24 protein-coding genes and 1 pseudogene are annotated in these 19,346 nt (G+C 62.8%); 9 read left to right on the plus strand and 16 right to left on the minus strand.

Annotated elements, in window-relative coordinates:
- Nucleotides 1–113, plus strand: a pseudogene (locus ACNPAA_RS06260) (IS5/IS1182 family transposase); the annotation flags it as partial.
- Between the two features lie 308 nt (nt 114–421).
- Here ACNPAA_RS06260 and ACNPAA_RS06265 read toward each other — a convergent pair.
- From ACNPAA_RS06265 to ACNPAA_RS06275, 3 genes are read right to left on the minus strand one after another with little or no spacing between them, the layout of a single operon-like run.
- Complete coding sequence (locus tag ACNPAA_RS06265) at nt 422–964, minus strand: GNAT family N-acetyltransferase (protein ID WP_161469861.1); 543 nt, start codon at nt 962–964, stop codon at nt 422–424.
- Complete coding sequence (locus ACNPAA_RS06270; RefSeq protein ID WP_161469862.1) at nt 964–1,380, minus strand: GNAT family N-acetyltransferase; 417 nt, start codon at nt 1,378–1,380, stop codon at nt 964–966. The genes ACNPAA_RS06265 and ACNPAA_RS06270 overlap by 1 nt, the downstream gene beginning before the upstream one ends.
- Nucleotides 1,381–1,408: 28 nt before the next feature.
- Nucleotides 1,409–2,044: a Vat family streptogramin A O-acetyltransferase gene (locus ACNPAA_RS06275; protein ID WP_161469863.1), complete on the minus strand. Its 636-nt coding sequence runs from the start codon at nt 2,042–2,044 to the stop codon at nt 1,409–1,411.
- A 222-nt stretch (nt 2,045–2,266) separates the two neighbouring features.
- Here ACNPAA_RS06275 and ACNPAA_RS06280 point away from each other — a divergent pair, with 222 nt between their 5' ends.
- Both ACNPAA_RS06280 and ACNPAA_RS06285 read left to right on the plus strand, forming a co-directional pair.
- Complete coding sequence (locus tag ACNPAA_RS06280; protein WP_113978271.1) at nt 2,267–2,851, plus strand: penicillin-binding protein activator LpoB; 585 nt, start codon at nt 2,267–2,269, stop codon at nt 2,849–2,851.
- Nucleotides 2,852–3,178: 327 nt separating this feature from the next.
- The gene (locus ACNPAA_RS06285) at nt 3,179–4,069 is read left to right on the plus strand and encodes a sensor domain-containing diguanylate cyclase (RefSeq protein WP_052814437.1); all 891 of its coding nucleotides are present in this window, start codon (nt 3,179–3,181) and stop codon (nt 4,067–4,069) included.
- A 63-nt stretch (nt 4,070–4,132) separates the two neighbouring features.
- Here ACNPAA_RS06285 and ACNPAA_RS06290 read toward each other — a convergent pair whose 3' ends face one another.
- Nucleotides 4,133–4,771 carry an exopolysaccharide biosynthesis protein gene (locus tag ACNPAA_RS06290; protein ID WP_113978253.1) on the minus strand — a complete coding sequence of 213 codons (639 nt, stop codon included), beginning with the start codon at nt 4,769–4,771 and terminating at the stop codon, nt 4,133–4,135.
- A gap of 200 nt (nt 4,772–4,971) precedes the next feature.
- On the opposite strand from ACNPAA_RS06290, the gene ACNPAA_RS06295 reads away from it, so the two are divergent.
- Together ACNPAA_RS06295 and ACNPAA_RS06300 are read left to right on the plus strand one after the other, a co-directional pair.
- A complete protein-coding gene (locus tag ACNPAA_RS06295) occupies nt 4,972–5,586 on the plus strand; it encodes an outer membrane beta-barrel protein (RefSeq protein ID WP_042864545.1) in 615 nt (204 codons plus the stop codon).
- A 45-nt stretch (nt 5,587–5,631) separates the two neighbouring features.
- Complete coding sequence (locus ACNPAA_RS06300) at nt 5,632–6,162, plus strand: GNAT family N-acetyltransferase (RefSeq protein ID WP_043154613.1); 531 nt, start codon at nt 5,632–5,634, stop codon at nt 6,160–6,162.
- Here the strand turns inward: ACNPAA_RS06300 and ACNPAA_RS06305 are convergent.
- Entirely contained in the window at nt 6,143–6,448 is a 306-nt protein-coding gene (locus tag ACNPAA_RS06305) for a monooxygenase (RefSeq protein ID WP_201872992.1), read from the minus strand. The genes ACNPAA_RS06300 and ACNPAA_RS06305 overlap by 20 nt on opposite strands.
- Nucleotides 6,449–6,569: 121 nt before the next feature.
- Here ACNPAA_RS06305 and ACNPAA_RS06310 point away from each other — a divergent pair, with 121 nt between their 5' ends.
- On the plus strand, nt 6,570–6,926 hold the full coding sequence (locus ACNPAA_RS06310) for a winged helix-turn-helix transcriptional regulator (protein ID WP_201872991.1): 357 nt from the start codon (nt 6,570–6,572) through the stop codon (nt 6,924–6,926).
- Here ACNPAA_RS06310 and ACNPAA_RS06315 read toward each other — a convergent pair.
- The 3 genes from ACNPAA_RS06315 to ACNPAA_RS06325 form a co-directional block, all read right to left on the minus strand.
- Entirely contained in the window at nt 6,898–7,935 is a 1,038-nt protein-coding gene (locus tag ACNPAA_RS06315) for an acyltransferase (RefSeq protein WP_201872990.1), read from the minus strand. The genes ACNPAA_RS06310 and ACNPAA_RS06315 overlap by 29 nt on opposite strands.
- Before the next feature lie 176 nt (nt 7,936–8,111).
- Nucleotides 8,112–8,732 carry a PepSY-associated TM helix domain-containing protein gene (locus ACNPAA_RS06320; RefSeq protein WP_042015357.1) on the minus strand — a complete coding sequence of 207 codons (621 nt, stop codon included), beginning with the start codon at nt 8,730–8,732 and terminating at the stop codon, nt 8,112–8,114.
- Between the two features lie 65 nt (nt 8,733–8,797).
- Nucleotides 8,798–10,840, minus strand: a complete 2,043-nt coding sequence (locus ACNPAA_RS06325; protein ID WP_161469866.1) for a TonB-dependent receptor — start codon at nt 10,838–10,840, stop codon at nt 8,798–8,800.
- Between the two features lie 271 nt (nt 10,841–11,111).
- Here ACNPAA_RS06325 and ACNPAA_RS06330 point away from each other — a divergent pair, with 271 nt between their 5' ends.
- The gene (locus ACNPAA_RS06330) at nt 11,112–11,591 is read left to right on the plus strand and encodes a GNAT family N-acetyltransferase (protein WP_161469867.1); all 480 of its coding nucleotides are present in this window, start codon (nt 11,112–11,114) and stop codon (nt 11,589–11,591) included.
- An 82-nt stretch (nt 11,592–11,673) separates the two neighbouring features.
- On the opposite strand, the gene ACNPAA_RS06335 is transcribed toward ACNPAA_RS06330, so the two are convergent.
- On the minus strand, nt 11,674–12,732 hold the full coding sequence (locus ACNPAA_RS06335) for a porin (RefSeq protein ID WP_029313567.1): 1,059 nt from the start codon (nt 12,730–12,732) through the stop codon (nt 11,674–11,676).
- Between the two features lie 218 nt (nt 12,733–12,950).
- On the opposite strand from ACNPAA_RS06335, the gene glpX reads away from it, so the two are divergent.
- Both glpX and ACNPAA_RS06345 read left to right on the plus strand, forming a co-directional pair.
- The gene (gene glpX, locus ACNPAA_RS06340; protein WP_039040467.1) at nt 12,951–13,961 is read left to right on the plus strand and encodes a class II fructose-bisphosphatase; all 1,011 of its coding nucleotides are present in this window, start codon (nt 12,951–12,953) and stop codon (nt 13,959–13,961) included.
- Nucleotides 13,962–14,316: 355 nt separating this feature from the next.
- Nucleotides 14,317–14,568 carry a YkgJ family cysteine cluster protein gene (locus tag ACNPAA_RS06345; RefSeq protein WP_010675884.1) on the plus strand — a complete coding sequence of 84 codons (252 nt, stop codon included), beginning with the start codon at nt 14,317–14,319 and terminating at the stop codon, nt 14,566–14,568.
- A gap of 163 nt (nt 14,569–14,731) precedes the next feature.
- Here the strand turns inward: ACNPAA_RS06345 and murA are convergent, their stop codons facing one another.
- Genes murA through mlaF form a run of 7 tightly spaced genes read right to left on the minus strand, consistent with a single transcriptional unit; the run spans nt 14,732 to nt 19,253 of the window.
- Complete coding sequence (murA, locus tag ACNPAA_RS06350) at nt 14,732–15,988, minus strand: UDP-N-acetylglucosamine 1-carboxyvinyltransferase (RefSeq protein WP_134996883.1); 1,257 nt, start codon at nt 15,986–15,988, stop codon at nt 14,732–14,734.
- Nucleotides 15,989–16,007: 19 nt separating this feature from the next.
- A complete protein-coding gene (ibaG, locus tag ACNPAA_RS06355; protein ID WP_010675882.1) occupies nt 16,008–16,265 on the minus strand; it encodes a BolA family iron metabolism protein IbaG in 258 nt (85 codons plus the stop codon).
- Entirely contained in the window at nt 16,265–16,537 is a 273-nt protein-coding gene (locus ACNPAA_RS06360) for an STAS domain-containing protein (protein ID WP_042015861.1), read from the minus strand. Before ACNPAA_RS06360 ends, ibaG begins: the two co-directional genes overlap by 1 nt.
- Nucleotides 16,534–17,166, minus strand: coding sequence for a phospholipid-binding protein MlaC (gene mlaC / locus ACNPAA_RS06365; protein ID WP_039040470.1), 633 nt, complete (start codon nt 17,164–17,166; stop codon nt 16,534–16,536). Before mlaC ends, ACNPAA_RS06360 begins: the two co-directional genes overlap by 4 nt.
- Before the next feature lie 2 nt (nt 17,167–17,168).
- The gene (gene mlaD / locus ACNPAA_RS06370; protein ID WP_010675879.1) at nt 17,169–17,666 is read right to left on the minus strand and encodes an outer membrane lipid asymmetry maintenance protein MlaD; all 498 of its coding nucleotides are present in this window, start codon (nt 17,664–17,666) and stop codon (nt 17,169–17,171) included.
- Between the two features lie 7 nt (nt 17,667–17,673).
- Complete coding sequence (gene mlaE / locus ACNPAA_RS06375; protein WP_010675878.1) at nt 17,674–18,453, minus strand: lipid asymmetry maintenance ABC transporter permease subunit MlaE; 780 nt, start codon at nt 18,451–18,453, stop codon at nt 17,674–17,676.
- Nucleotides 18,453–19,253, minus strand: a complete 801-nt coding sequence (mlaF, locus tag ACNPAA_RS06380) for a phospholipid ABC transporter ATP-binding protein MlaF (protein ID WP_069785529.1) — start codon at nt 19,251–19,253, stop codon at nt 18,453–18,455. Before mlaF ends, mlaE begins: the two co-directional genes overlap by 1 nt.
- Nucleotides 19,254–19,346 lie beyond the last annotated feature (93 nt).

The following is a 19,346-nucleotide window of genomic DNA, read 5'->3' on the forward strand; positions in this document are numbered from 1 at the left end:
AAGCCAGATACAAGGGGTTGCTGAAAAACGATAACCAACTGGCGATGTTATTCACGCTGGCCAACCTGTTTCGGGCGGACCAAATGATACGTCAGTGGGAGAGATCTCACTAAAAACTGGGGATAACGCCTTAAATGGCGAAGAAACGGTCTAAATAGGCTGATTCAAGGCATTTACGGGAGAAAAAATCGGCTCAAACATGAAGAAATGAAATGACTGAGTCAGCCGAGAAGAATTTCCCCGCTTATTCGCACCTTCCCTTGTGGAGACCCGTAGGGAACTTTTATAGACTTGTTGTAAATCTTGAATGAATCGGTCATTCAGGAATCTCCGTAATTGCGACCGGTCCATAGTAAATTTTTGACTCAGGTTACATGCTGCCTCAATTTAGATGGCGCTACAGGCTACGTCCTGACAGATATCAGCCTGCGGGAACAAGGGCATAGATATGCGCATCAATAGGCAGGCCATGTAGGAAGATACGATTCCTTGCCCGGCACTCAAAGGTTGCCCCTGCGGCCATAGCAACCGCTTCGCTGGCGCTGTTGCCGATCCCCATCACTATCTCCAGCCGAAATAGTCCCAACTGCTGAAAGCCAAAGTCACGGAGCAGGGCGACCGCCTGTCGGGCGATGCCGCAGCCTTGGCGGGATTGGCGTACCCAGTAACCGATATTGCCGTAGCGATGATGGGGCGACAGCTGGTTGATACCTGCGCCACCCAGCAGTTGGCCGGTGGTGGCGCAGAAAATGCCCATATCAAAGGCGCGTCCCGCCGCACAATCCTGCTCGCAGCTGGCAAACCACTCCAGTGCACTCTCCCGAGTAAATGAACGTGAGCACCAGCTCATCCATTTGCCGACCGTCTCGATGGATTCGTGGGCTGCGCGGACAAACTCGTCGGCATCGGCAGGTTCGAACGGGTGGATCACGATATTGGCATTGGTAAGGCGCTGGAATGTCATCACTTATCCTGCTTTTTCAGAAAGTAACTGATATGCCCCGGCGGCATATCGGGCAGCTGGCCAAAGACCTCGTAACCCTGCTTCTGGTAGAAGGGGAGAGCCTGAAAACTGGTGGTTTCCAGATGGTAGTTGGTGATGCCCTGGCTTTGGGCGTACTGCTCCATGGCGCCGAGCAGGCGGGCGCCCCAGCCATCGCGGCGGATGCGTTCGTCGATCCAGAGCCAGTCGACGTGCAGCCAGCCCCACTTGATGTCGGCGATGATGCCGCCGTGAACCTTGCCCTCTTCATCCTTGATAAAGCTGGCGATCCGCTCGCGCAGATGGGTGCCGGCGTGATCCTTGTTGTAGCCCGAGAGGCCAATGCGCAGCGCTTCGATCTCATCGTCCTGAGGCGGTTGGGGTGGGGTGAGTTGCATAGTGCTTCCTGCTTGATGGTGATTGTCTCTATGGGGTTGCCGCTTCCAGCGCGGCTATCTCGCCGCCGCTGATAAGCGGCAGGTTGCGGCTGATCTGCTCCACCGGCCAGTTCCACCAGGCGAGGGCGCCCAAACGGGCGATGGTGTCGTCGTCAAAGCGATAGCGGATCACCTTGGCGGGGTTGCCGCCGACCACGGCGTAGGCGGGCACATCGCCGGTGACCACGGAGCGGGCGGCGATGATGGCGCCGTTGCCGACTTTGACCCCCGGCATGATCAGGGCGTCATAGCCTATCCAGACATCGTTGCCGATGACGGTATCCCCCTTGTAGGGGAGGCTGCCAGGGGCGGGGGCGGCGCTCTCCCAGCCGTTGCCGAAGATAAAGAAGGGGTAGGTGGAGAAGCCGGAGGTCTGGTGGTTGGCACCGTTCATGATGAACTTGACCCCGCGGGCGATGGCGCAGAACTTGCCGATGATGAGCTTGTCGCCGATGAAGGGAAAGTGGTAGAGGACGTTGCGCTCGAAGCCCGCCGCATCCTCCGGGTCGTCGTAATAGGTGTAGTCACCCACCTCGATATTGGGTCCCTTGATGGTGTTCTTGATAAAGCACACCTGGGGGAAGCCGTTCATGGGGTGGGGGTTGGCGGGATCGGGTCCGTGCATGGGGGCTCCTCTGGGGTCCGGGCTCTGGCTACCCTAACGGAATCGGGTGGAGCCTTGCCACCCTTTTGTGCCCTCCGCTTCGCCAGTCTCTGTCGCCCCCTGCCCATGTGCGCATCGACCCGGGGCGGGTTTGTCTCTAGCATGGAGGGGCGGCGGAGTCTGGCTCCGTCAAAATGGATGATGGACGAAGTGCGCCTTGCACACTTCTGGCGGAGAGAAAAGATGAAGCTGCGTTCCTTGTTGATGGTGGGTGCCCTGTTGCTGGGCGGTTGTGCGGTCAATCCCTATGGGGGGACGTCTGCGCCGGTCGGCGAGCCGGACAAGCCGGTGACCAAACCAGAGAAACCCGTGGCCGAGCCTGACAAGGCCGAGCCGGTGCCTGCTCCCAAACCCGTGGCACCGACGGGGCTGGCGGTCGCCCTGGCCGATGACTTCCTGAAGGCCGCCGATGTGCAGGCGCTGGCGGGCAGCAGCCCGGTACTGCTGCTGATGGCGCCCCAGAACGGCACAGGGGAAGTCTTCAGCACCCAGCCTCTGGCGGTGGCCATGATCCAGCGCATTCAGGCCAATAGCGGTTTTCGTTTCGCAGATCCGGGCCAGGTGGCGGCCATCACGGGTCAGCTCGAATACCAGCAGGGGGGCATGAACCCCGCCTCCCTGGTGCGTCTGGGTCGCCAGACCGGGGCGGGTTACATGCTCTACGGGGATCTCCTCTCTGAAGGGGGCCGCTACCGGCTCGCCATGAGCCTGATGGATCTCAAGAGCGGCGAACTGCTCTGGAACGCCAGTCGATCCGCTACCCGTTGATGCCGGCTCGCCGGATCCCTCTTGACCGGGATCCGGCCTTGCCCCCCTTGTCCGGGGGCGGGAATACCCCTGTGGTTCCCCTGGCGTCATATGCGTTGGCATGTCGCACTGCCTGAGGGCCAAAAACCTTCCTGACTGTCTGACAATTCTGGTTCTGACAGCATCCCCGATTGCTACTATTCACTTTGCCGGAGGCTTGTCCGGTGAACACGTCACCGACCGCATCCTTCCCGCCCGGCAGGCAGCTTTCTGCCCCTGTGCGATACTCCATGAGTCTTGTATAACAGGAGTACAGGGACCTACTCCCATGGATAGTAAGGAGCTCGGATGGCGCTCTCAGTGGCACAACTCTACGAAGTGATGGCCCAGTTGCCGGATCCCGTTTTCATCCTCAGCGAAGATGGCTACTACATCGAGTACATCGGCGGGATGGAGCAGCAGTCCTACCAGAACGGCAACCCGCTGATCGGCAGACAACTGCTGGACGTGCTGCCCGAGGACAAGGCGCAGTGGGTGATGGCGCAGGTGGCTCAGGCCCTCGCCAGCGGCCAAGTGCAGGTGGTGGAGTATGACCTCTCCCCCGCCGAGGTGGACGGCATCGACGCCGACGCCGGGCCCCAGGGAATGCAGCGTTTCGAGGGCAAGATAGCGCCCTTGCCCTCTTTATATGAGGGGAAGCGGGCGGTGACCTGGATGACCCGCAGCATCACCCGCCAGCACGAGCTGCAACAGCGGCTCAAGCGGCTCGGGGAGACGGATCAGCTCACCGGCCTCTACAACCGCCACTTCTTCTTCGACCAGTATCACCACAGGGTGCAGGGGCAGCATCTCACCGGCCTCATCATGCTGGATCTCGATCACTTCAAGCAGATCAACGATCGCTTCGGCCACCAGACCGGTGACAAGGTCCTGTGCCGGGTCTGCGAGTGCGTCTCTGCCCAGTTGCGGGGGGAGGATCTCTTCGTGCGCAGCGGTGGCGAGGAGTTTTTGATCCTGCTGCCGCAGATCGACGAGGGGATATTGCTGAAGGTGGCGGAGCGGATCCGCGCCGCAGTGGCGGCCATGGCGCCGGATCCCGCCCCCGTGACCGTGAGTCTGGGCACCACCCTGATCCGGCCGGGAGAGGATCTTGGCACCGTGCTGGCCCGGGCGGACGAGTGGCTCTATCGGGCCAAGCGGGGCGGGCGCAACCGGGTGGCCCATGATGGGGCGCCCTGAGGGGCGCAGTGAACAGGAAAGAGGGCGACCCGGGGTCGCCCTCTTTCATTTGGCCGGGCCAGATCAGCCGAACAGGGTCGAGATATTCTGCCCCGCCATCAGCAGGCCGATGGCCAGGGCGCTGAACCAGACCAGGGTGGCGGCGACCAGGGCATAGCCGAGGGCGACGAAGAGACCGTCCCGCTGCAACATGCCGATGGCCAGCAGCAGGATGGCCCAGGCGGGCATGGCGTTGGTGAAGGGAATGGCGCCCAGCGGCAGCATCAGCAGCAGGGCGGCCAGCATGATGAGCAGGCCGTTGCAGCGGTTGATGGTCACGCTGCCGGTCAGGATGAGCAGGCGCGGGCGGATGAAGCGGTCGATGCGGGCCAGCAGATCCGCCCCCTTGTGCAGGGTCGGCTTGAGGTGCTCGGCGGCAAAGCGGCGCTCCATCAGGAAGGCGGGCAGCCAGGGCACCCGGTTGAGGGTGATGCCGATGCCGATGAAGAGGATCAGCAGGCCAAAGGGGATGCTGACGCCGGGAATGGAAACCGGCAGCAGGAAGGGAACCGTGAGCAGCACGCAAAACAGCAGCATGCCCTGCTCGCCCACCAGGGCCAGCATCTGGCGCAGGCTGATGTGGCTCTCCTCGATGGCGTGGGCGGTGGCCCTCAGGGTATCGGAGAGCGTGCTTTGGGGGTCGTTGAGTTGCGCGGCAACCATTCCTGAGATCCTCGTCTGTTGATGCCACCGCTGTGGCGCCGCCAGCTTACGGGGACGAGGTTAATCCCGGATGAATAACCCCTGGGAGCACAGATATTTCCATCGGGAGCGGGGCAATGGGGCTGGTACAGCCCCCGTCCAGTGTGGGAGACGGGCGCTCTGATATGCTTTGCGCAGGTCTTTCACCAAAGGATGAGCACATGAGAGGAGCGATGGGGATGGTGCCGGGGCTGCTGCTGCCCCTGGCGGGCTGGGCAGCCGAGCCCCCGGCGACGGGCTGGCAGCTGACTCCCTTTGCGGGATACAGCTCGGCCATCGACTTTCGGGCCATGGACGAGCCGGCCCCCACGCCGCACGGGAGCGACATAGACACCCTGCAAGGGGAGCGCTCCGGCAGTTGGGGGCTATTCATCAGCAGGGAGGTGGATGACCCCGGCATGGTGGAGCTGCTCTACAGCCACCAGTCGACCCGGGTGTCCCCCGAACTGCCCGACAGGCTGACGGTGGACACCCTGCAGTTTGCCGGGGCCCTGACTCTCTCGGACAACCTGATGGCCCCCTATATCGGTGCCGGGATAGGGGTCACCCGCTTCGATGCCTACGACAGCGAGACGGCCCCTTCCATGTCCCTGGCCCTCGGGGTGCAGCCGCGCCTGACCGAACATCTGGCTGTGCGGGCCGAGGTGCGCGGTTATGGTGCCCTGGTCAACGACGACAGCCAGTTTCTCTGCAACCCCGAGATCTGCGCCTTTCGGGTGAGGGGGGAGCTGATCACCCAGTGGCAGGCCAATATCGGCTTGACCCTGAGGTTCTGAGCCTCATGATGGAACTCCTTTGACCAGACAAGGCGATACGACTCCGTGCCATCCCTGCCCCGTGAACTGCCCGTACTGCTGACCCCAAGGGGGCGACTGCGCCCCTTCGATGGGCGGGATGCTGCCGATCTCTTCGCCATCTACGGGGATCCCCTGGTGATGCGCTTCGTCGGGGAGCCGCCGTTTCCCTCCCTTGCCACCGTGTCGCAGATGCTGGCTAGCGTCGAGCGGTTGCTGGCTGGCGGCGAGTCGCTGGAGTGGGGGCTGGTGTTACGCGGCAGCGGCCGCCTGGTGGGCACCTGCGGCTTGCACAGCTTTGCGGCCGGCGCCAGCCTGCGCCAGGCGGAGGTGGGCTGCATGCTGGCCCGCAGCCACTGGGGACAAGGTCTGATGGGGGAGGCGCTGAGCGCCCTGATCGCCTATGCCCGCCAGCTTGGCATCATCACCCTGCTTGCGGATATCGAACCGAACAATCTGCCCAGCCAGCGGCTATTTGAGCGGCTGGGCTTCATCTGGCAGCAGGATACCAGCTACCGGTTACTGCTGGGCGAGGGGATCACACCAGACCGCGCGTGACGCGGCTGAGGGGCTCGTTGACGTCGAACACCTTGTACTGCACCGCGCTGGCGCCCATGGCGAGCACCCGCTGCTCGTGCATGGTGGCGTAGGCGAGGGCGCTCCCCTCATCCTCGAACAGATAGATGCCGCCCGCCTCGCCGGTGCGCGGGTTCTCGGTCCAGATCTTGGAGATGAAGCCCGGCTCCCGGGTGATGGAGTCGGCCAGCGGCATGGCCGCAGCAGTGAGGGCCGGTCCCATCATCTCGACGGGGAAGTTGAAATGGATCTGCAGCAGGCTGGGCATGATAAACCTCTCGTGGGCGTTGATTGACGGAATCCGCATCATAGGAAGCCGGCATCTTGGCTGCAAGAAGGCACATTTTCGTGGCATAGTTACCGCAAAGTAACCACTCACGAGCCATACCGTGCCCTCACTGCCCTGTCCCGCCTATCAGGTATTAAGCCTGCTGACCGGCAAATGGAAGCCGGCCATTCTGTTTCATCTGCGCGAACAGACCCGGCGCTTTGGCGACCTGCGCCGCTGCCTGCCCGAGGTGAGCCAGAAGGTGCTCACCGCCCAGCTCAAGGAGCTGGAGAGCGACGGTGTCATCATCCGCACCCTCTACCCCGACGTACCGCCCAGGGTGGAGTACTGTCTGAGCCCCCTTGGCGTCGCCCTGATCCCCCTGCTCCAGCAGATGCACGATTTTGCGCTGAACCACGTTGATCTGCTGGCTGGTCAGGGTCCTGTTTCTAGCGAGCCCGCAGCAACCAGCGGCTGAGGGCGGTGGCCGCCAGCAGTCGGTAGCCGAGCAGAGTGAGCGCCAGCAGCGCGGGTACCTTGAGGAGTTCCCACCACACCTGTTTGCCCTGGGGGCCGAAGATCATCAGCCACACCACCAGCATCATGTGCAGACAGTAGAGGCCGAGCACCTTGGGGGCCTGGCGCTCCAGCCAGCTGCCTTTGCCCCATGCGGGGTTGGCCAGCAGCAGGCCGAACAGCCCCAGCGCCCAGGGGAGCGAACCCAGCAGGAAATCATGACGAGCGAGGGGGACGGCGGCAACGCGCAGCAGCCCTGCGGCCTCCAGGGCATAAAGCCCCATCCCCGCCATCATCATCAGGGCGCAGCGCCTGGCGTCCGGCTGCCAGGCACGCAGGCGCAGCTCGGCGCCGAGAGCCACGAACAGCAGGGAGAAGAAGGGGCCGTTGCGGGTCAGCAGGGCCCACTCGCCCCCCGGCAGCAGCGGACCATAGGAGCCACCGATCAGGGCCAGGGCGTAGAGCAGGGCCCCCAGCAGCAGGGCCAGCCTCGGCAGGCGGACCTGCTGGCAGAGCCCCAGGATCAGCACCGCCACCATCAGGGCGGGCAGGAACCAGAGGTGGATCATGCCGCCCACCCACCAGACGTTGAGCGGATCCCCGAGCTGCATCTGCCACTGGCCCGCCATGGCGTGCAGGTAGCCCTCGCTCACCGCCGCGAGCGGGTTGAACGGTATCAGCACGTAGAGCAGGCTCCACGCCAGCCAGAGCCCCAGCAGGGGTCGGCAGTAGCGCAGTGCGACGGTCAGCGGGTGGCCCGCGGCGAGGGCGGGTTGCAAGAAGTAACCGGCGCACAGGAAGAACAGCGGCACCGCGAAGCGGCAGAGCTGGTTGATGACGGCCCCGACCAGAGGGTAGGGCGTGCCGTCCCACAGGGCGGGGTCGAAGGGGTTGCTGAAAGGGGAGAGATGGATGGTCATCACGGCCAGGATGGCCACCACTCGCCCGCATTCGATGCTGGAGATGCGCATGATTCCTCGTGGCGTTCGGGAGCTGGGCGCACCCTATCAGCCGCAGGTGCTCCCTATCCAGCCGCCTGGTCGCCAACTGTGACCCCCATCGGCGGCCGGTTACCCTTTGTTACCCGAGGTGCGGGCAAGGTTACCGCCGCCGGGAGCAGGATCCCGTTTTGGTGTCGGTAAAAGGGCTAGAGCAGGGCCACCAGCACGGTGACCAGGGCGCCCAGCAGCAGCAGGGCGATGCCGCGACCGGCGGGGCCGTGCAGCTTGTTCCACATCAGCAGGCTGGTGAGGGCCAGCAGCAGCATGGCCAGGGCCGCCAGATCTCCCACCAGTTGCCAGGGCAGGCCGGTGCCCATGCCACGGTGTAGCCGGTTGAGGCTGGCAGCGAAGTTGGCCTGCTGCAGCTCGGTGCGCACCAGCAGAGTGCCTTCCACATAGCTGGCGGCCACGCTCTGGCTGAGGGTGACGCCGCGCAGCTCCCAGCGGGCCGGCAGGGTGAGAGAGCCGGATGGTGTGGGCAGGGTCTGGGGCGGGGTGATCTGGGGTCGCCCCTCCTCGAACATGTCTGCATAACGCTGTTGCAGCAGGGCTTTCAGTTCATCCGGGCTGGCCAGCGGCGTGCTCAGTACTATCTCTTCGCTCGATTTGGCGGTGTGGGGACCGGGCAGGGGCAGCACGGCCCTGTGTTGCAGCCAGAGGCCGGTGAGGCCGTAGAGCAGCATCAGGGTGAGGGTGGCAAAGCCGGCCCAGGCGTGGATGCGGCGCACCCACTTGTTGTTGTGCAGGGGGAGTTTTCTGCGTGTCATCGTTCGGTGCTTCATAACAATCTGGCCAGCGAACGCTGGCCAGAGGGGTCGGTAAACAGGGAGGATCAGAAGCGGTAGGCGGCGGTCAGGTGCAGCTGACGGGGCGTGCCCGGCATGATCTGGGCCGCGCTGGTGGCGCTGACGAAGTAGTCGTGATCGGTCAGGTTCTCCACGCTCAGCTGGGCTTCCCACTGGGGCCAGCGGTAGCCGGCACGGGCGTCGAAGCGGGCGTAACCGGGCAAGGTGGTGGTGTTGGCGTTGTCGGCGAAGCGATCCCCCACCGCCGTCACCCCGGTCTCGCCGAACCAGCCCTGCTTGCCGCTCTGGTAGCCGGCGAACAGCTGGCCGTTCTGGCGGGAGACGTTCATCGGTCGCTTGCCTTGCAGGTCCGCGTCTGCCTTGACCTGCTCGGCATCCTGGATGGCGACGCCGCCGCGCAGATAGATCTCGTCGGTCAGCTGGGCACGGGCGCTCAGCTCGATGCCGTCGGTGCGCTGCAGACCGGTGAGGATCACCTTAGTGGGATCCAGCGGATCCTTGCTGCGCTTGTTGTACATCTCCAGCCGGTAGAGGGAGAGGGTGGTGGCGAGGCGGCCGTTCAGCCAGTCGCTCTTCACGCCCCCTTCATAGAGCCGGGTGTGCTGGGGATCCAGGTTGTTGTTCTTGTCCCCCGGGGTGATGCCGATAAGCTCACCGCCCACCGGGGTGAAGGTCTTGCTGTAGGAGGTGTAGAAGGCATGCTCCTCGATGGGGTTCCACACCAGGCCCAGGCGCGGACTCAGGCTGGTGACCGAGAGGGTCTCTTCCTTGTCGAGGTCGTTGCGGCGGCTGGTGACGGTGAAGTCGTCGCGGCGCAGTCCCGCCAGCAGGTGCCAGTCGCCCAGGCTGAGTTGATCCTGCACATAGAGGCCGACACCGCGCACCCTGTGATGGGCGTCGCTGGAGAGTTTCATGGCGCCGTCGTAGGTGGGCAGGGAGCCCGGATCATAGAGGTTGCCTGCCGGGATCGGGCTGGCGTTCTGGTAGAGCTTGGGGGTGCGATCCTGCCAGCCTTGCTCCAGGCCCACCAGCAGACGATGGGCGATGGGGCCGGTTTGCAGCTGGCCTTCCGCCTCGGTGTTGCTGGTGAGGCTGCTGGCCTTGAGATCCTGCTGCCAGCGGGCGCGGGTCACCTTGTCACCCTTGACGCTGGTGACATAGGTATTGTCGAACTGGCTGTCGAGGGTGGTGTAGCCGAGCTGCTGGCGCAGTTGCCACTGATCGTTGATGTCCCAGGTGAAGCGGGAGCGGGTGGACTGGGCCACATCGTCGATGAAGTCGCGGCGGGTGTCGCTGTAGACGCTCTCGATGGGGACATCCGCCGGGCGACCATCGACGCCGGGAATGCCGCGATCCGGGGTGCGATCGTGCTCGTTGCGCTCGTATTGCACCAGCCAGTTCAGGGTGTCGGTGATCTCCCAGTTGACGGAGGGGGCCAGCAGGGTGCGCTTGCTGGTCACGTCGTCGCGAAAGCTCTCCTTGTCCTCCTGGGCCAGGTTCAGGCGCACCTGTACCCGCTCTCCTGCCTCGCCGTTGAGATCGGCGGCGAAGCGTCGGCTGTCGAAGCTGCCGACCTGGGCGCTGACGCTGGAGGCCTGCCCCTTCTGGGGAACCTTGCTGACCCGGTTGACGATGCCGCCCGTGCTGCCACGGCCGTAGAGCACGGCGGCGGGGCCCTTGAGCACTTCGACCCGTTCGATATTGCCAAGGTCGCGGGTGTATTGCATGTCGTCGCGCAGGCCGTCGAGGTAGAAGTCGTTGCTGGCGCTGAAACCGCGGATGGTGACGCCGTCAAAGCGGGTGTCGCCGCTGGCGTTGACGCCGGGGATGCCGGTCAGGGCTTCACTCAGGGTGGGCTGGCCGAAGGCGGTCAGCTCGCTTGCCTTGACGCTCTCGATGCTCTGGGGCACCAGCTTGGCCGGGGTGGCGGTGCGGGTCGCGGTGGCGACCTCTTCATGCTGGCTGCGTTTGCCGACCACGGTCAGAGTTTCGTCTTCGGCACGGGGGCTGGTGCAAACCGCCAGCAAGGCGACGCCCAGCAAGGCGCGCGGGGGGTTGGAATGGTTCATCTGGGTGTGACTCTTTGTCGACCAATCGGCCTGAACTTGTTGATTTATTTGTAATTATTGATTTCTCTCATCGCGAGAGGTTGCTAATGATATTGATTTTCATTTGCCTTGCAAGGAGAAGATGCAAGAAAAAGAGATCATTGGCGGGCAGGCACTGAGGGGTCGGAACCTCGGGGAAAAGGCCGGGGGAGCCTTGGTTCGGTTCGGAGGGGACGCTACCATGGTGGCCTCGCGCCTTGGCGTACCATCCGGAACACACAGGGAGAGAAACATGGTCGAGATCATCAGGGCGGATCTGCACAACCCTCGCCACGGCGAGGCGCTGATCGCGATGCTGGACGAATACGCCAGGGACCAGATGGGGGGCGGCAGTGCGCTGGCGGACGAGGTGAAGGCGAATCTGGCCGACGCCCTGGCCGCGCGACCCGGTGCCCATGTGCTGCTGGCCTGGGTCGATGGGGAGCCCGCTGGCGTTGCCACCTGCTTCGAGGGCTTCTCGACCTTCGCCTGTCAGCCGCTGCTCAATATCCACGACGTGGCGGTGCACCCTGCCCATCGCGGCCAGGGCATCGGCAAGCAGCTGTTGGCGGAGGCGGAACGGCTCGCCCGGGAGCTCGGTTGCTGCAAGCTGACCCTGGAGGTGCTGGAGGGGAACAAGGTGGCCCAGGCTGCCTATCGTGCCAGCGGCTTTGCGGGTTATGAGCTCGATCCCGAGGTGGGCCGGGCCATGTTCTGGCAGAAGAAGCTCTGAGCCTCAGTGACAACGCGATCTTCCCAAATGAAAAACGGCGCGCAGAGTGCTCTGCGCGCCGTGTCGTCAGGTGGTTGCCGACTTAGAAGTCGTAGCGGGCCGCCAGCTGGAAGTCATCCTTGGTGTTGAGCTTGCCGCTGTCATGGCTGTCGAGGTTGTTGATGCGGTACTCGCCGATGACGCGCAGGTTCTTGTTGAACTTGTACTGGGCACCCAGGGTGTAGTAGTCGATGGAGTCGTAGTCAGACTTGCCAGCCTGCTCCACCTTCTGCTTGTTCCACAGGGCCATCAGGCCGAAGCCGCTCTCGAAGTTGTAACCCAGCGCCCCTTCCCAGCCGGTGTGATCCTTGCCAGTGGCCAGGAAGTCGCTGCCGTCGGCATAGCTCAGGGCGGCGTAGAGGGCCTTGTTGTCGTACTTGGCGGAGAGCAGCCACAGCTTGGCATCCTCTTCACCGCTCTTGTCGCGGATGCCCACGTTGTAGGCGGTCCCCAGGGAGAGGTTGAACGGGAAGGTGTAGGCCACGGCGGCACCGTAGGCGGCATCGCTGTCCTTGCTGGAGGTCTCTTCGGTGTCACCGCCATCGAACTTGTAGCTGGTATCAACCTGGAAACCGTTGAACAGGCCGGAGTACTTCAGCACGGAGCCGGCGCGGTTGGTGGCGAAGGTGTCGGTCTTGGCGCCCAGTGCCTCGTTGCCGTAACCGTCGGAGAGAGAGACATCAGTCCAGTCCGCCAGGAAGCCAGGAGCCCCCTTCTGGCGACCGAAGGTGACGGTCCCCCAGTTGGCGCCGACACCGGCGAACGCCAGACGGGTACGCAGGTTGTCGGAGTTCTCGCTGACGGTCTTCTCGCTGTCGTTGATGTACATCTGCAGTTCGTACTGGGCCAGCGCCTTGAGACCCGGGTTGATCTCGCTCTCTACCTTGGCGCCCAGACGGACAAACTGGTTGGCCCCCTGCTTGTCGCTGTATTCGTTCTTGATGTCACCGTTGGCGTCCAGCTCTTTCTTCTCGCCGAAGAACTGGCCGGCGTAGATGCGGCCGTAGAGGTCGAGCAGGGTGCTCTCGTTTTTGTACACTTCGACGGCTTGAGCCTGGAAGGCGGCGGTAAGAGCCAATGCTACTACTGTCAGCTTTTTCATCATGATCCCTTGTGTTGCAAGCTTTTGTTTTAAAAGACGGGGCCATGCTAGAAGTGACAGATGACAGTCGGGTGACCGTGCAATGAACAAACCGTGTCGGTTCCATGTCAGCGGGATGAAAACCGGGATTTATGTGGCTGGTCGCCACTTTTACGCGCAAAGGTTTGCCCTTGTGGTAGAATGCCGCCCGTTTTCGAGCTCCTAAGGTTGGATATGCGATGAGACGTGAACTGGCAATCGAATTTTCCCGAGTGACGGAAGCGGCTGCACTGGCTGGCTACAAGTGGCTCGGACGTGGTGACAAGAATATCGCCGATGGCGCGGCCGTGGCGGCCATGCGTCACATCCTCAATCAGATCCAGATCGATGGCGAGATTGTGATCGGCGAAGGGGAGATCGACGAAGCCCCCATGCTCTACATCGGCGAGAAGGTGGGCACGGGTCAGGGCGACGCCGTGGACATCGCGGTCGACCCCATCGAAGGGACCCGCATGACCGCCATGGGTCAGGCCAATGCCCTGGCCGTGCTGGCGGTGGGCGACAAGGGATCCTTCCTCAAGGCCCCCGACATGTACATGGAAAAGCTGATCGTGGGCCCCAAGGCGAGAGGCGCCATCGATCTCGATCAGGCCCTGGAGCTGAACCTCAAGGCCGTGGCCAAGGCGCTCGGCAAGCCCCTCTCCCGTCTGACCGTCATCACCCTGGCCAAGCCGCGTCATGACAAGGCGATCAAGGAGATGCAGGGTCTGGGAGTGCGGGTGTTCGCCATTCCCGACGGCGACGTGGCCGCTTCCATCCTCACCTGTCTGCCGGACAGCGAAGTGGACATGCTCTACGGCATCGGTGGCGCGCCGGAAGGGGTGATCTCGGCGGCGGTGATCCGTGCCCTGGACGGCGACATGCAGGCTCGCCTGATCCCCCGCCACCAGGTCAAGGGTGACAGCCCCGAGGTTCGCGCCCTGGGTGAACAGGAGATCGCGCGCTGCGAGGAGCTGGGCATCGACGTGAGCAAGGTGCTCAAGCTCGAAGATCTGGCCAAGAATGACAACGTCATCTTCTCGGCCACTGGCATCACCAAGGGTGATCTGCTGGAAGGGATCACCAGCGACGGCGTCATGGCAACCACCGAGACCCTGCTGATCCGCGGCAAATCGCGCACCATCCGTCGTATCAAGTCGATCCACTTCCTGGATCGCAAAGACAGCGTGGTACGGGACATCATCCTGTAAGCAGGAGGATGGCGGTGGCGGCAAGTCACGTACTCTCATGCCGTCGTATCAAGCCGATCCACTTCCTGGATCGCAAAGACAGCGTGGTACGCGACATCATCCTGTAAGCAGGAGGATGGCGGTGGCGGCAAGTCACGTACTCTCATGCCGTCGTATCAAGTCGATCCACTTCCTGGATCGCAAGGACAGCGTGGTACGCGACATCATCCTGTGATGTGCTGACTCCCGCAGCAAAAAGCCCGGCACTGCCGGGCTTTTTGCGCTCTGCAGGGCGCCAGGATGCCCGGGCAGGGATAAGGCTTAGGAGAAACCGGACTCCTTGCTACACTGCGGTGCCCCACAGAGGAAAAATCACATGGAATGTCGTCAGGGATGCGGTGCCTGCTGCATCGCCCCCAGCATCAGCAGTGCCATTCCCGGCATGCCGGATGGCAAGCCCGCCGGTGTGCCCTGTGTGCAGCTCGATGCGCACCTGGGGTGCAAGATCTTCGGTCAGCCGGAGCGCCCGGCGGTGTGCGGCGGCTTTCGCCCCATGGCGGACGTGTGCGGCTCCCATCGCCAGGAGGCCATCTGGCTTATCGGCGAGCTGGAGCGGCTGACCGCCTGAGCCCTTGACCCTCTCCCTCGGGGAAAGGGTGTCTGCTTGTCCTCCTCATCCCCGCCCCTTCTCCCGCAAGGGGAGAAGGGGGTGCCGCCATTCGGAGTCATGAAAAAGGCCCCCTCGCCTGGCGAGGGGGCCTTTTTTATCGTCGGCTCATGGTGAAGCCAGCTTATTCCTTGATGCGCTCGATGCGACCACCCAGGCCTTGCAGCTTGTGCTCGATGTTTTCGTAGCCACGGTCGATGTGATAGATGCGATCGACGATGGTGGCCCCTTCGGCCACGAAGCCGGCCAGCACCAGGCTGGCGGAGGCGCGCAGATCGGTCGCCATCACCTGGGCACCCTTGAGCTGCTGGGTGTCGCGGCAGATGGCCACATTGCCCTGCAGTTCGATGTCGGCACCCATCCGTACCAGCTCGGGCACGTGCATGAAGCGGTTCTCGAAGATGGTCTCGGTGACCATGCCGGTGCCCTGGGCGACCGCGTTCAGCACGGTGAACTGTGCCTGCATGTCGGTCGGGAACGCCGGGTAGGGGGCGGTCTTGATGGTGACAGGTTTCAGGGTACGACCTGTCATGTCGAGGGTGAGCCAGTCGTCACCCTTTTCAATCAGGGCGCCAGCCTCTTCCAGTTTGACCAGTACGGCTTCCAGCAGGCTGGGGTCGGTGTTGCGGCAGGTGATCTTGCCACCGGTCACGGCGGCGCCCACCAGGAAGGTGCCGGTCTCGATGCGATCGGGCTGCACGCTGTAGCTGCCACCGTGCAGACGTTCTACGCCGTCGATGGTCAGGGTATCGGTGCCGGCGCCCTGGATCTTGGCGCCCAGCGCGTTGAGGAAGTTGGCCAGATCGACCACCTCGGGCTCACGGGCGGCGTTTTCGATCACGGTGCGACCGTCAGCCAGGGTGGCGGCCATCATCAGGTTCTCGGTACCGGTCACGGAAACCATGTCCATCAGGATGTGGGCACCTTTCAGGCGGCCGTCGACGCGGGCTTTGATGTAGCCCTCTTCGATGACGATCTTCGCGCCCATCAGCTCCAGGCCGTGAACATGCAGGTTGACCGGGCGGGCACCGATGGCACAGCCGCCGGGCAGGGAGACGTCTGCTGCACCGAAGCGGGCTGCCAGCGGGCCCAGGGCCAGGATGGAGGCACGCATGGTCTTCACCAGCTCGTAGGGGGCGACATGATTGTTTACCGCGCCGGTCAGCACGGTCACGTTGCCGTTGACCTTGGTGGTGGCGCCCAGCATCTCCAGCAGCTTGAGGGTGGTACCCACGTCTTTCAGGCGCGGTACGTTGGAGAGTTGAACCTCTTCGTCACACAGCAGGGTGGCAAACAGGATGGGCAGGGCGGCATTCTTGGCGCCGGAGATGGTCACTTCACCGGAGAGGGTGCAGGGGCCGGTGATCTTGAATTTGTCCATGGTTTACTTCTTTACCAAATCAGGAGGGCAGCTGGAATTTACGCTCGCGTTTCCACTCGGCGTCGGTATAGGCCTTGATGGAGAGAGCGTGGATCTCGTTGGTGGCGATCTTGTCCATCAGCGGGGCATAGATGGCCTGTTGTTTCTTGACCCGGCTCATGCCGTCAAACATGTCGCCGACGGCGATCACTTGGTAGTGACTGCCGTCCCCTTTGACATGGACTTCGGACAATGGCAAAGCCTCGAGGAGTATCGCTTCAATTTCAGAGACTTGCATTATGAGTCCTCAGTTGTGAGCGGGGTTGAATGAAAGAGGCTGGCCACCCCGTAAAGGTTGGCCAGCGTATGGAAATCGTTGGAGGCACCCACCAGTGTCGGAGTGGCACCCCGTGCCAGTGCCGCCTTGGCCCACTTGACCAGCAGGGCAAGGCCGGCGGAATCCAGGGTAGTGACGGCATCGAGTTCGAGCCGGTCGTCCTGCCACCAGTCGGCGCGGCGTTGCCACAGATCGTTGACCTGCGGGGCCTGCAAGTCACCGCTCAGGATCATGACTTGATCACCAGCGGCTTGGCGTTGTGTTCACGCAGCTGGGCGATCACCGCATCGATGCCGTTCTGGCGGATGAGGCCACCCAGCTCGTTCTGCTTGGCAGAGAGCAGGCTGATCCCTTCGGCAACCATGTCGAAGGCTTTCCACTCGCCGGTCTTGTTGTTCTTGCGCAGCTTGAACTCGAGGAAGATGTCCGGCTTGCCGGCCTCTTTCACGCTGACGTTGACGGCGGTGATGTTGCTCTCGGCGGCTTTGCCAGGCTGGACCTTGACGGTCTGCTTGTCGAAGTGTGCCAGGGCGTCCGCGTAGGAGCTCACCATGTACTCGGTGAAGACGTCCACAAAGGCGTCACGCTGGGCAGGGGTCGTCTGTTTGATCTGGTTGCCGAGCACCTTGTAGGCGGCGAAGCGGTTGTCCACGTAGGGCAGCAGCTCCTCGCGGATGATGACGCGCAGGTGATCGGGGTTGCTCTTCACCTGGGCCTGATCGGCCTTCAGGCGGGCAAAGGTCTGCTGGGCGGCCTGATCCACGAGGGCATAGGGGTCCGAAGTATTGACATCCGCACGGGCGACGAGGGAGAACAGCATGCTGGTCATCAGACCCAGCATCAGGGCGATCTTCTTGAACATGGTTACTCCTTGGTTGCGGGTGTGTTGGCCGGGGAGGACTGGCTGTAGAGGAACTTGCCAATCAGATCTTCCAGCACGATGGCGGACTTGGTGTCTTCGATCATGTCGCCATCCTTGAGCATGCTGGTGCCCATCTCCTCATCGCTGAACCCCGGTGCCAAACCGATGTACTGCTCACCGAGCAGGCCAGAGGTCAGGATGGAGAGGGTGCTGGTCTCGGAGAACTCGCCGGCACTCTTCTGCATCTGCAGGGAAACGATGGGGACCTGGCTCTTGGGATCCAGGGTGATGTCGCTGACACGACCGACGACGACGCCGCCGACCTTGACCGGCGAGCGCACTTTCAGGCCGCCGATATTATCGAAATGGGCGCGCAGGGTATAGGTTTCTCCTTCCGGTTTGAAACTCAATCCCGCCACTTGCAGTGCCAATGCCAGAATGGCCGCGATGCCAGCCAGCATGAAGGCGCCAACCAGAAATTCTACTTTGCTGAACTTCATCTTTCCCTTATCCAAACATGACTGCGGTGAGTATAAAATCCAGACCGAGCACGGCCAGGGATGAGTGAACCACGGTACGGGTCGTCGCCTGACTGATCCCGGCCGAGGTCGGTTTGGCATCATAGCCGTTGAAGAGCGCTATCCAGGTCACCACCAGGGCGAAGATCAGGCTCTTGATGGCGCCCTGCATGATGTCGTCCTGCCAGTCGACGGAGGCCTGCATGGCGGACCAGAAACTGCCTTCGTCCACCCCCAGCCAGTCGACACCAACCAGCTTGCCGCCAAAGATGCCGATCAGGCTGAACATGAAGGCCAGCAGCGGCATGCTGATGACCCCGGCCCAGAAGCGGGGCGCCACGACCCGGCGCAGCGGATCGACCGCCATCATCTCCAGGCTGGAGAGCTGCTCGGTGGCCTTCATCAGGCCGATCTCGGCGGTGAGGGCGGAGCCCGCACGACCGGCGAACAGCAGGGCGGTGACCACAGGACCCAGCTCACGGAGCAGGGAGAGGGAAACCAGAGGCCCCAGGCTCTGCTCTGCGCCGAAATCCTTCAATACGTTGTAACCCTGCAGGGAGAGCACCATGCCGATGAAGAGGCCTGACACCAGTATGATGGCGACGGATTGCACTCCCACCACATACAGTTGCTGCACCAGCAGCGGGAAGTGCTTGCGTGGCTGGGGTCGTCCTGCCAGTGCATGAAACAGCATGATGGTTGCCCGGCCGACGGCGTTGATGAAACGCACACCGCTGCGGCCCAGCTTGCTTATCTGACTTGTCAACATCACAGATCCTGTAGCAGGTCGCCTGCCGGAAAATGAAACGGAACAGGACCGTCGGGCAATCCCTTGAGGAACTGCTCGACTTCGGGATTGTGCTCCTCGCGCAGCTGCTCCGGTGTGCCGTGTGCCACTACCTTGCGGTTGGCGATGATGTAGGCGTAGTCGGCGATGCTCAGCACCTCCTTCACGTCGTGGGTGACGATGACGGAGGTGATGCCGAGGGCATCGTTGAGCTCCTTGATGAGCTTCACCAGCACCGCCATGGTGATGGGGTCCTGCCCCACGAAGGGCTCGTCATACATGATGAGATCCGGATCCAGCGCGATGGATCTCGCCAGGGCCGCGCGACGCGCCATGCCACCGGAGAGCTCGGACGGCATCAGCTTGGCCGCCCCGCGCAGACCGACAGCCTGCAGTTTCATCATGACGATGGTGCGGATCAGCTCTTCCGGCAGGCCGGAGTGCTCCCGCAGCGGGAAGGCCACGTTGTCGAAGACGGTCATGCCGGTGAACAATGCGCCACTCTGGAACAGCATGCTCATCCGTTTACGCACTTCATACAGGCGTGAACGGGAGAGAGTGGGAACGTCTTCCCCGTCAAACAGGATCTGACCGGACTCAGGCTTGAGCTGGCCCCCGATCAGGCGCAGCAAGGTGGTCTTGCCGATCCCGCTCGGACCCATGACGGCGGTGACCTTGCCACGGGGAATGGTCAGGTTGATCCTGTCGTACAGCAGCCGATCCCCGTGACTGAAGGTCAGGTCGGAGATGGTGATCAGGTCATCGTTCAAACAATTGTCCATCCGGTATAAATGAAGAGCGAATTTTATGGGCTAGTCTAGGTCTAAGCAACAGCGAGGAACAACTATTGAGCGGGTTTCCCCCCCAAGTACGCG

Origin of the sequence: Aeromonas sp. PS2Canimalfood6 (genome assembly GCF_048276795.1) — a bacterium.
Lineage (GTDB): Bacteria > Pseudomonadota > Gammaproteobacteria > Enterobacterales > Aeromonadaceae > Aeromonas > Aeromonas caviae.

Coding starts and splice junctions, on each gene's coding strand:
- ACNPAA_RS06265 (WP_161469861.1), bottom strand. CDS start 964: ATGACATTCCAGCGCCTTACCAATGCCAATATCGTGATCCACCCGTTC.
- ACNPAA_RS06270 (WP_161469862.1), bottom strand. CDS start 1,380: ATGCAACTCACCCCACCCCAACCGCCTCAGGACGATGAGATCGAAGCG.
- ACNPAA_RS06275 (WP_161469863.1), bottom strand. CDS start 2,044: ATGCACGGACCCGATCCCGCCAACCCCCACCCCATGAACGGCTTCCCC.
- ACNPAA_RS06280 (WP_113978271.1), top strand. CDS start 2,267: ATGAAGCTGCGTTCCTTGTTGATGGTGGGTGCCCTGTTGCTGGGCGGT.
- ACNPAA_RS06285 (WP_052814437.1), top strand. CDS start 3,179: ATGGCGCTCTCAGTGGCACAACTCTACGAAGTGATGGCCCAGTTGCCG.
- ACNPAA_RS06290 (WP_113978253.1), bottom strand. CDS start 4,771: ATGGTTGCCGCGCAACTCAACGACCCCCAAAGCACGCTCTCCGATACC.
- ACNPAA_RS06295 (WP_042864545.1), top strand. CDS start 4,972: ATGAGAGGAGCGATGGGGATGGTGCCGGGGCTGCTGCTGCCCCTGGCG.
- ACNPAA_RS06305 (WP_201872992.1), bottom strand. CDS start 6,448: ATGCCCAGCCTGCTGCAGATCCATTTCAACTTCCCCGTCGAGATGATG.
- ACNPAA_RS06315 (WP_201872990.1), bottom strand. CDS start 7,935: ATGCGCATCTCCAGCATCGAATGCGGGCGAGTGGTGGCCATCCTGGCC.
- ACNPAA_RS06320 (WP_042015357.1), bottom strand. CDS start 8,732: ATGACACGCAGAAAACTCCCCCTGCACAACAACAAGTGGGTGCGCCGC.
- ACNPAA_RS06325 (WP_161469866.1), bottom strand. CDS start 10,840: ATGAACCATTCCAACCCCCCGCGCGCCTTGCTGGGCGTCGCCTTGCTG.
- ACNPAA_RS06330 (WP_161469867.1), top strand. CDS start 11,112: ATGGTCGAGATCATCAGGGCGGATCTGCACAACCCTCGCCACGGCGAG.
- ACNPAA_RS06335 (WP_029313567.1), bottom strand. CDS start 12,732: ATGAAAAAGCTGACAGTAGTAGCATTGGCTCTTACCGCCGCCTTCCAG.
- glpX (WP_039040467.1), top strand. CDS start 12,951: ATGAGACGTGAACTGGCAATCGAATTTTCCCGAGTGACGGAAGCGGCT.
- ACNPAA_RS06345 (WP_010675884.1), top strand. CDS start 14,317: ATGGAATGTCGTCAGGGATGCGGTGCCTGCTGCATCGCCCCCAGCATC.
- murA (WP_134996883.1), bottom strand. CDS start 15,988: ATGGACAAATTCAAGATCACCGGCCCCTGCACCCTCTCCGGTGAAGTG.
- ibaG (WP_010675882.1), bottom strand. CDS start 16,265: ATGCAAGTCTCTGAAATTGAAGCGATACTCCTCGAGGCTTTGCCATTG.
- ACNPAA_RS06360 (WP_042015861.1), bottom strand. CDS start 16,537: ATGATCCTGAGCGGTGACTTGCAGGCCCCGCAGGTCAACGATCTGTGG.
- mlaC (WP_039040470.1), bottom strand. CDS start 17,166: ATGTTCAAGAAGATCGCCCTGATGCTGGGTCTGATGACCAGCATGCTG.
- mlaD (WP_010675879.1), bottom strand. CDS start 17,666: ATGAAGTTCAGCAAAGTAGAATTTCTGGTTGGCGCCTTCATGCTGGCT.
- mlaE (WP_010675878.1), bottom strand. CDS start 18,453: ATGTTGACAAGTCAGATAAGCAAGCTGGGCCGCAGCGGTGTGCGTTTC.
- mlaF (WP_069785529.1), bottom strand. CDS start 19,253: ATGGACAATTGTTTGAACGATGACCTGATCACCATCTCCGACCTGACC.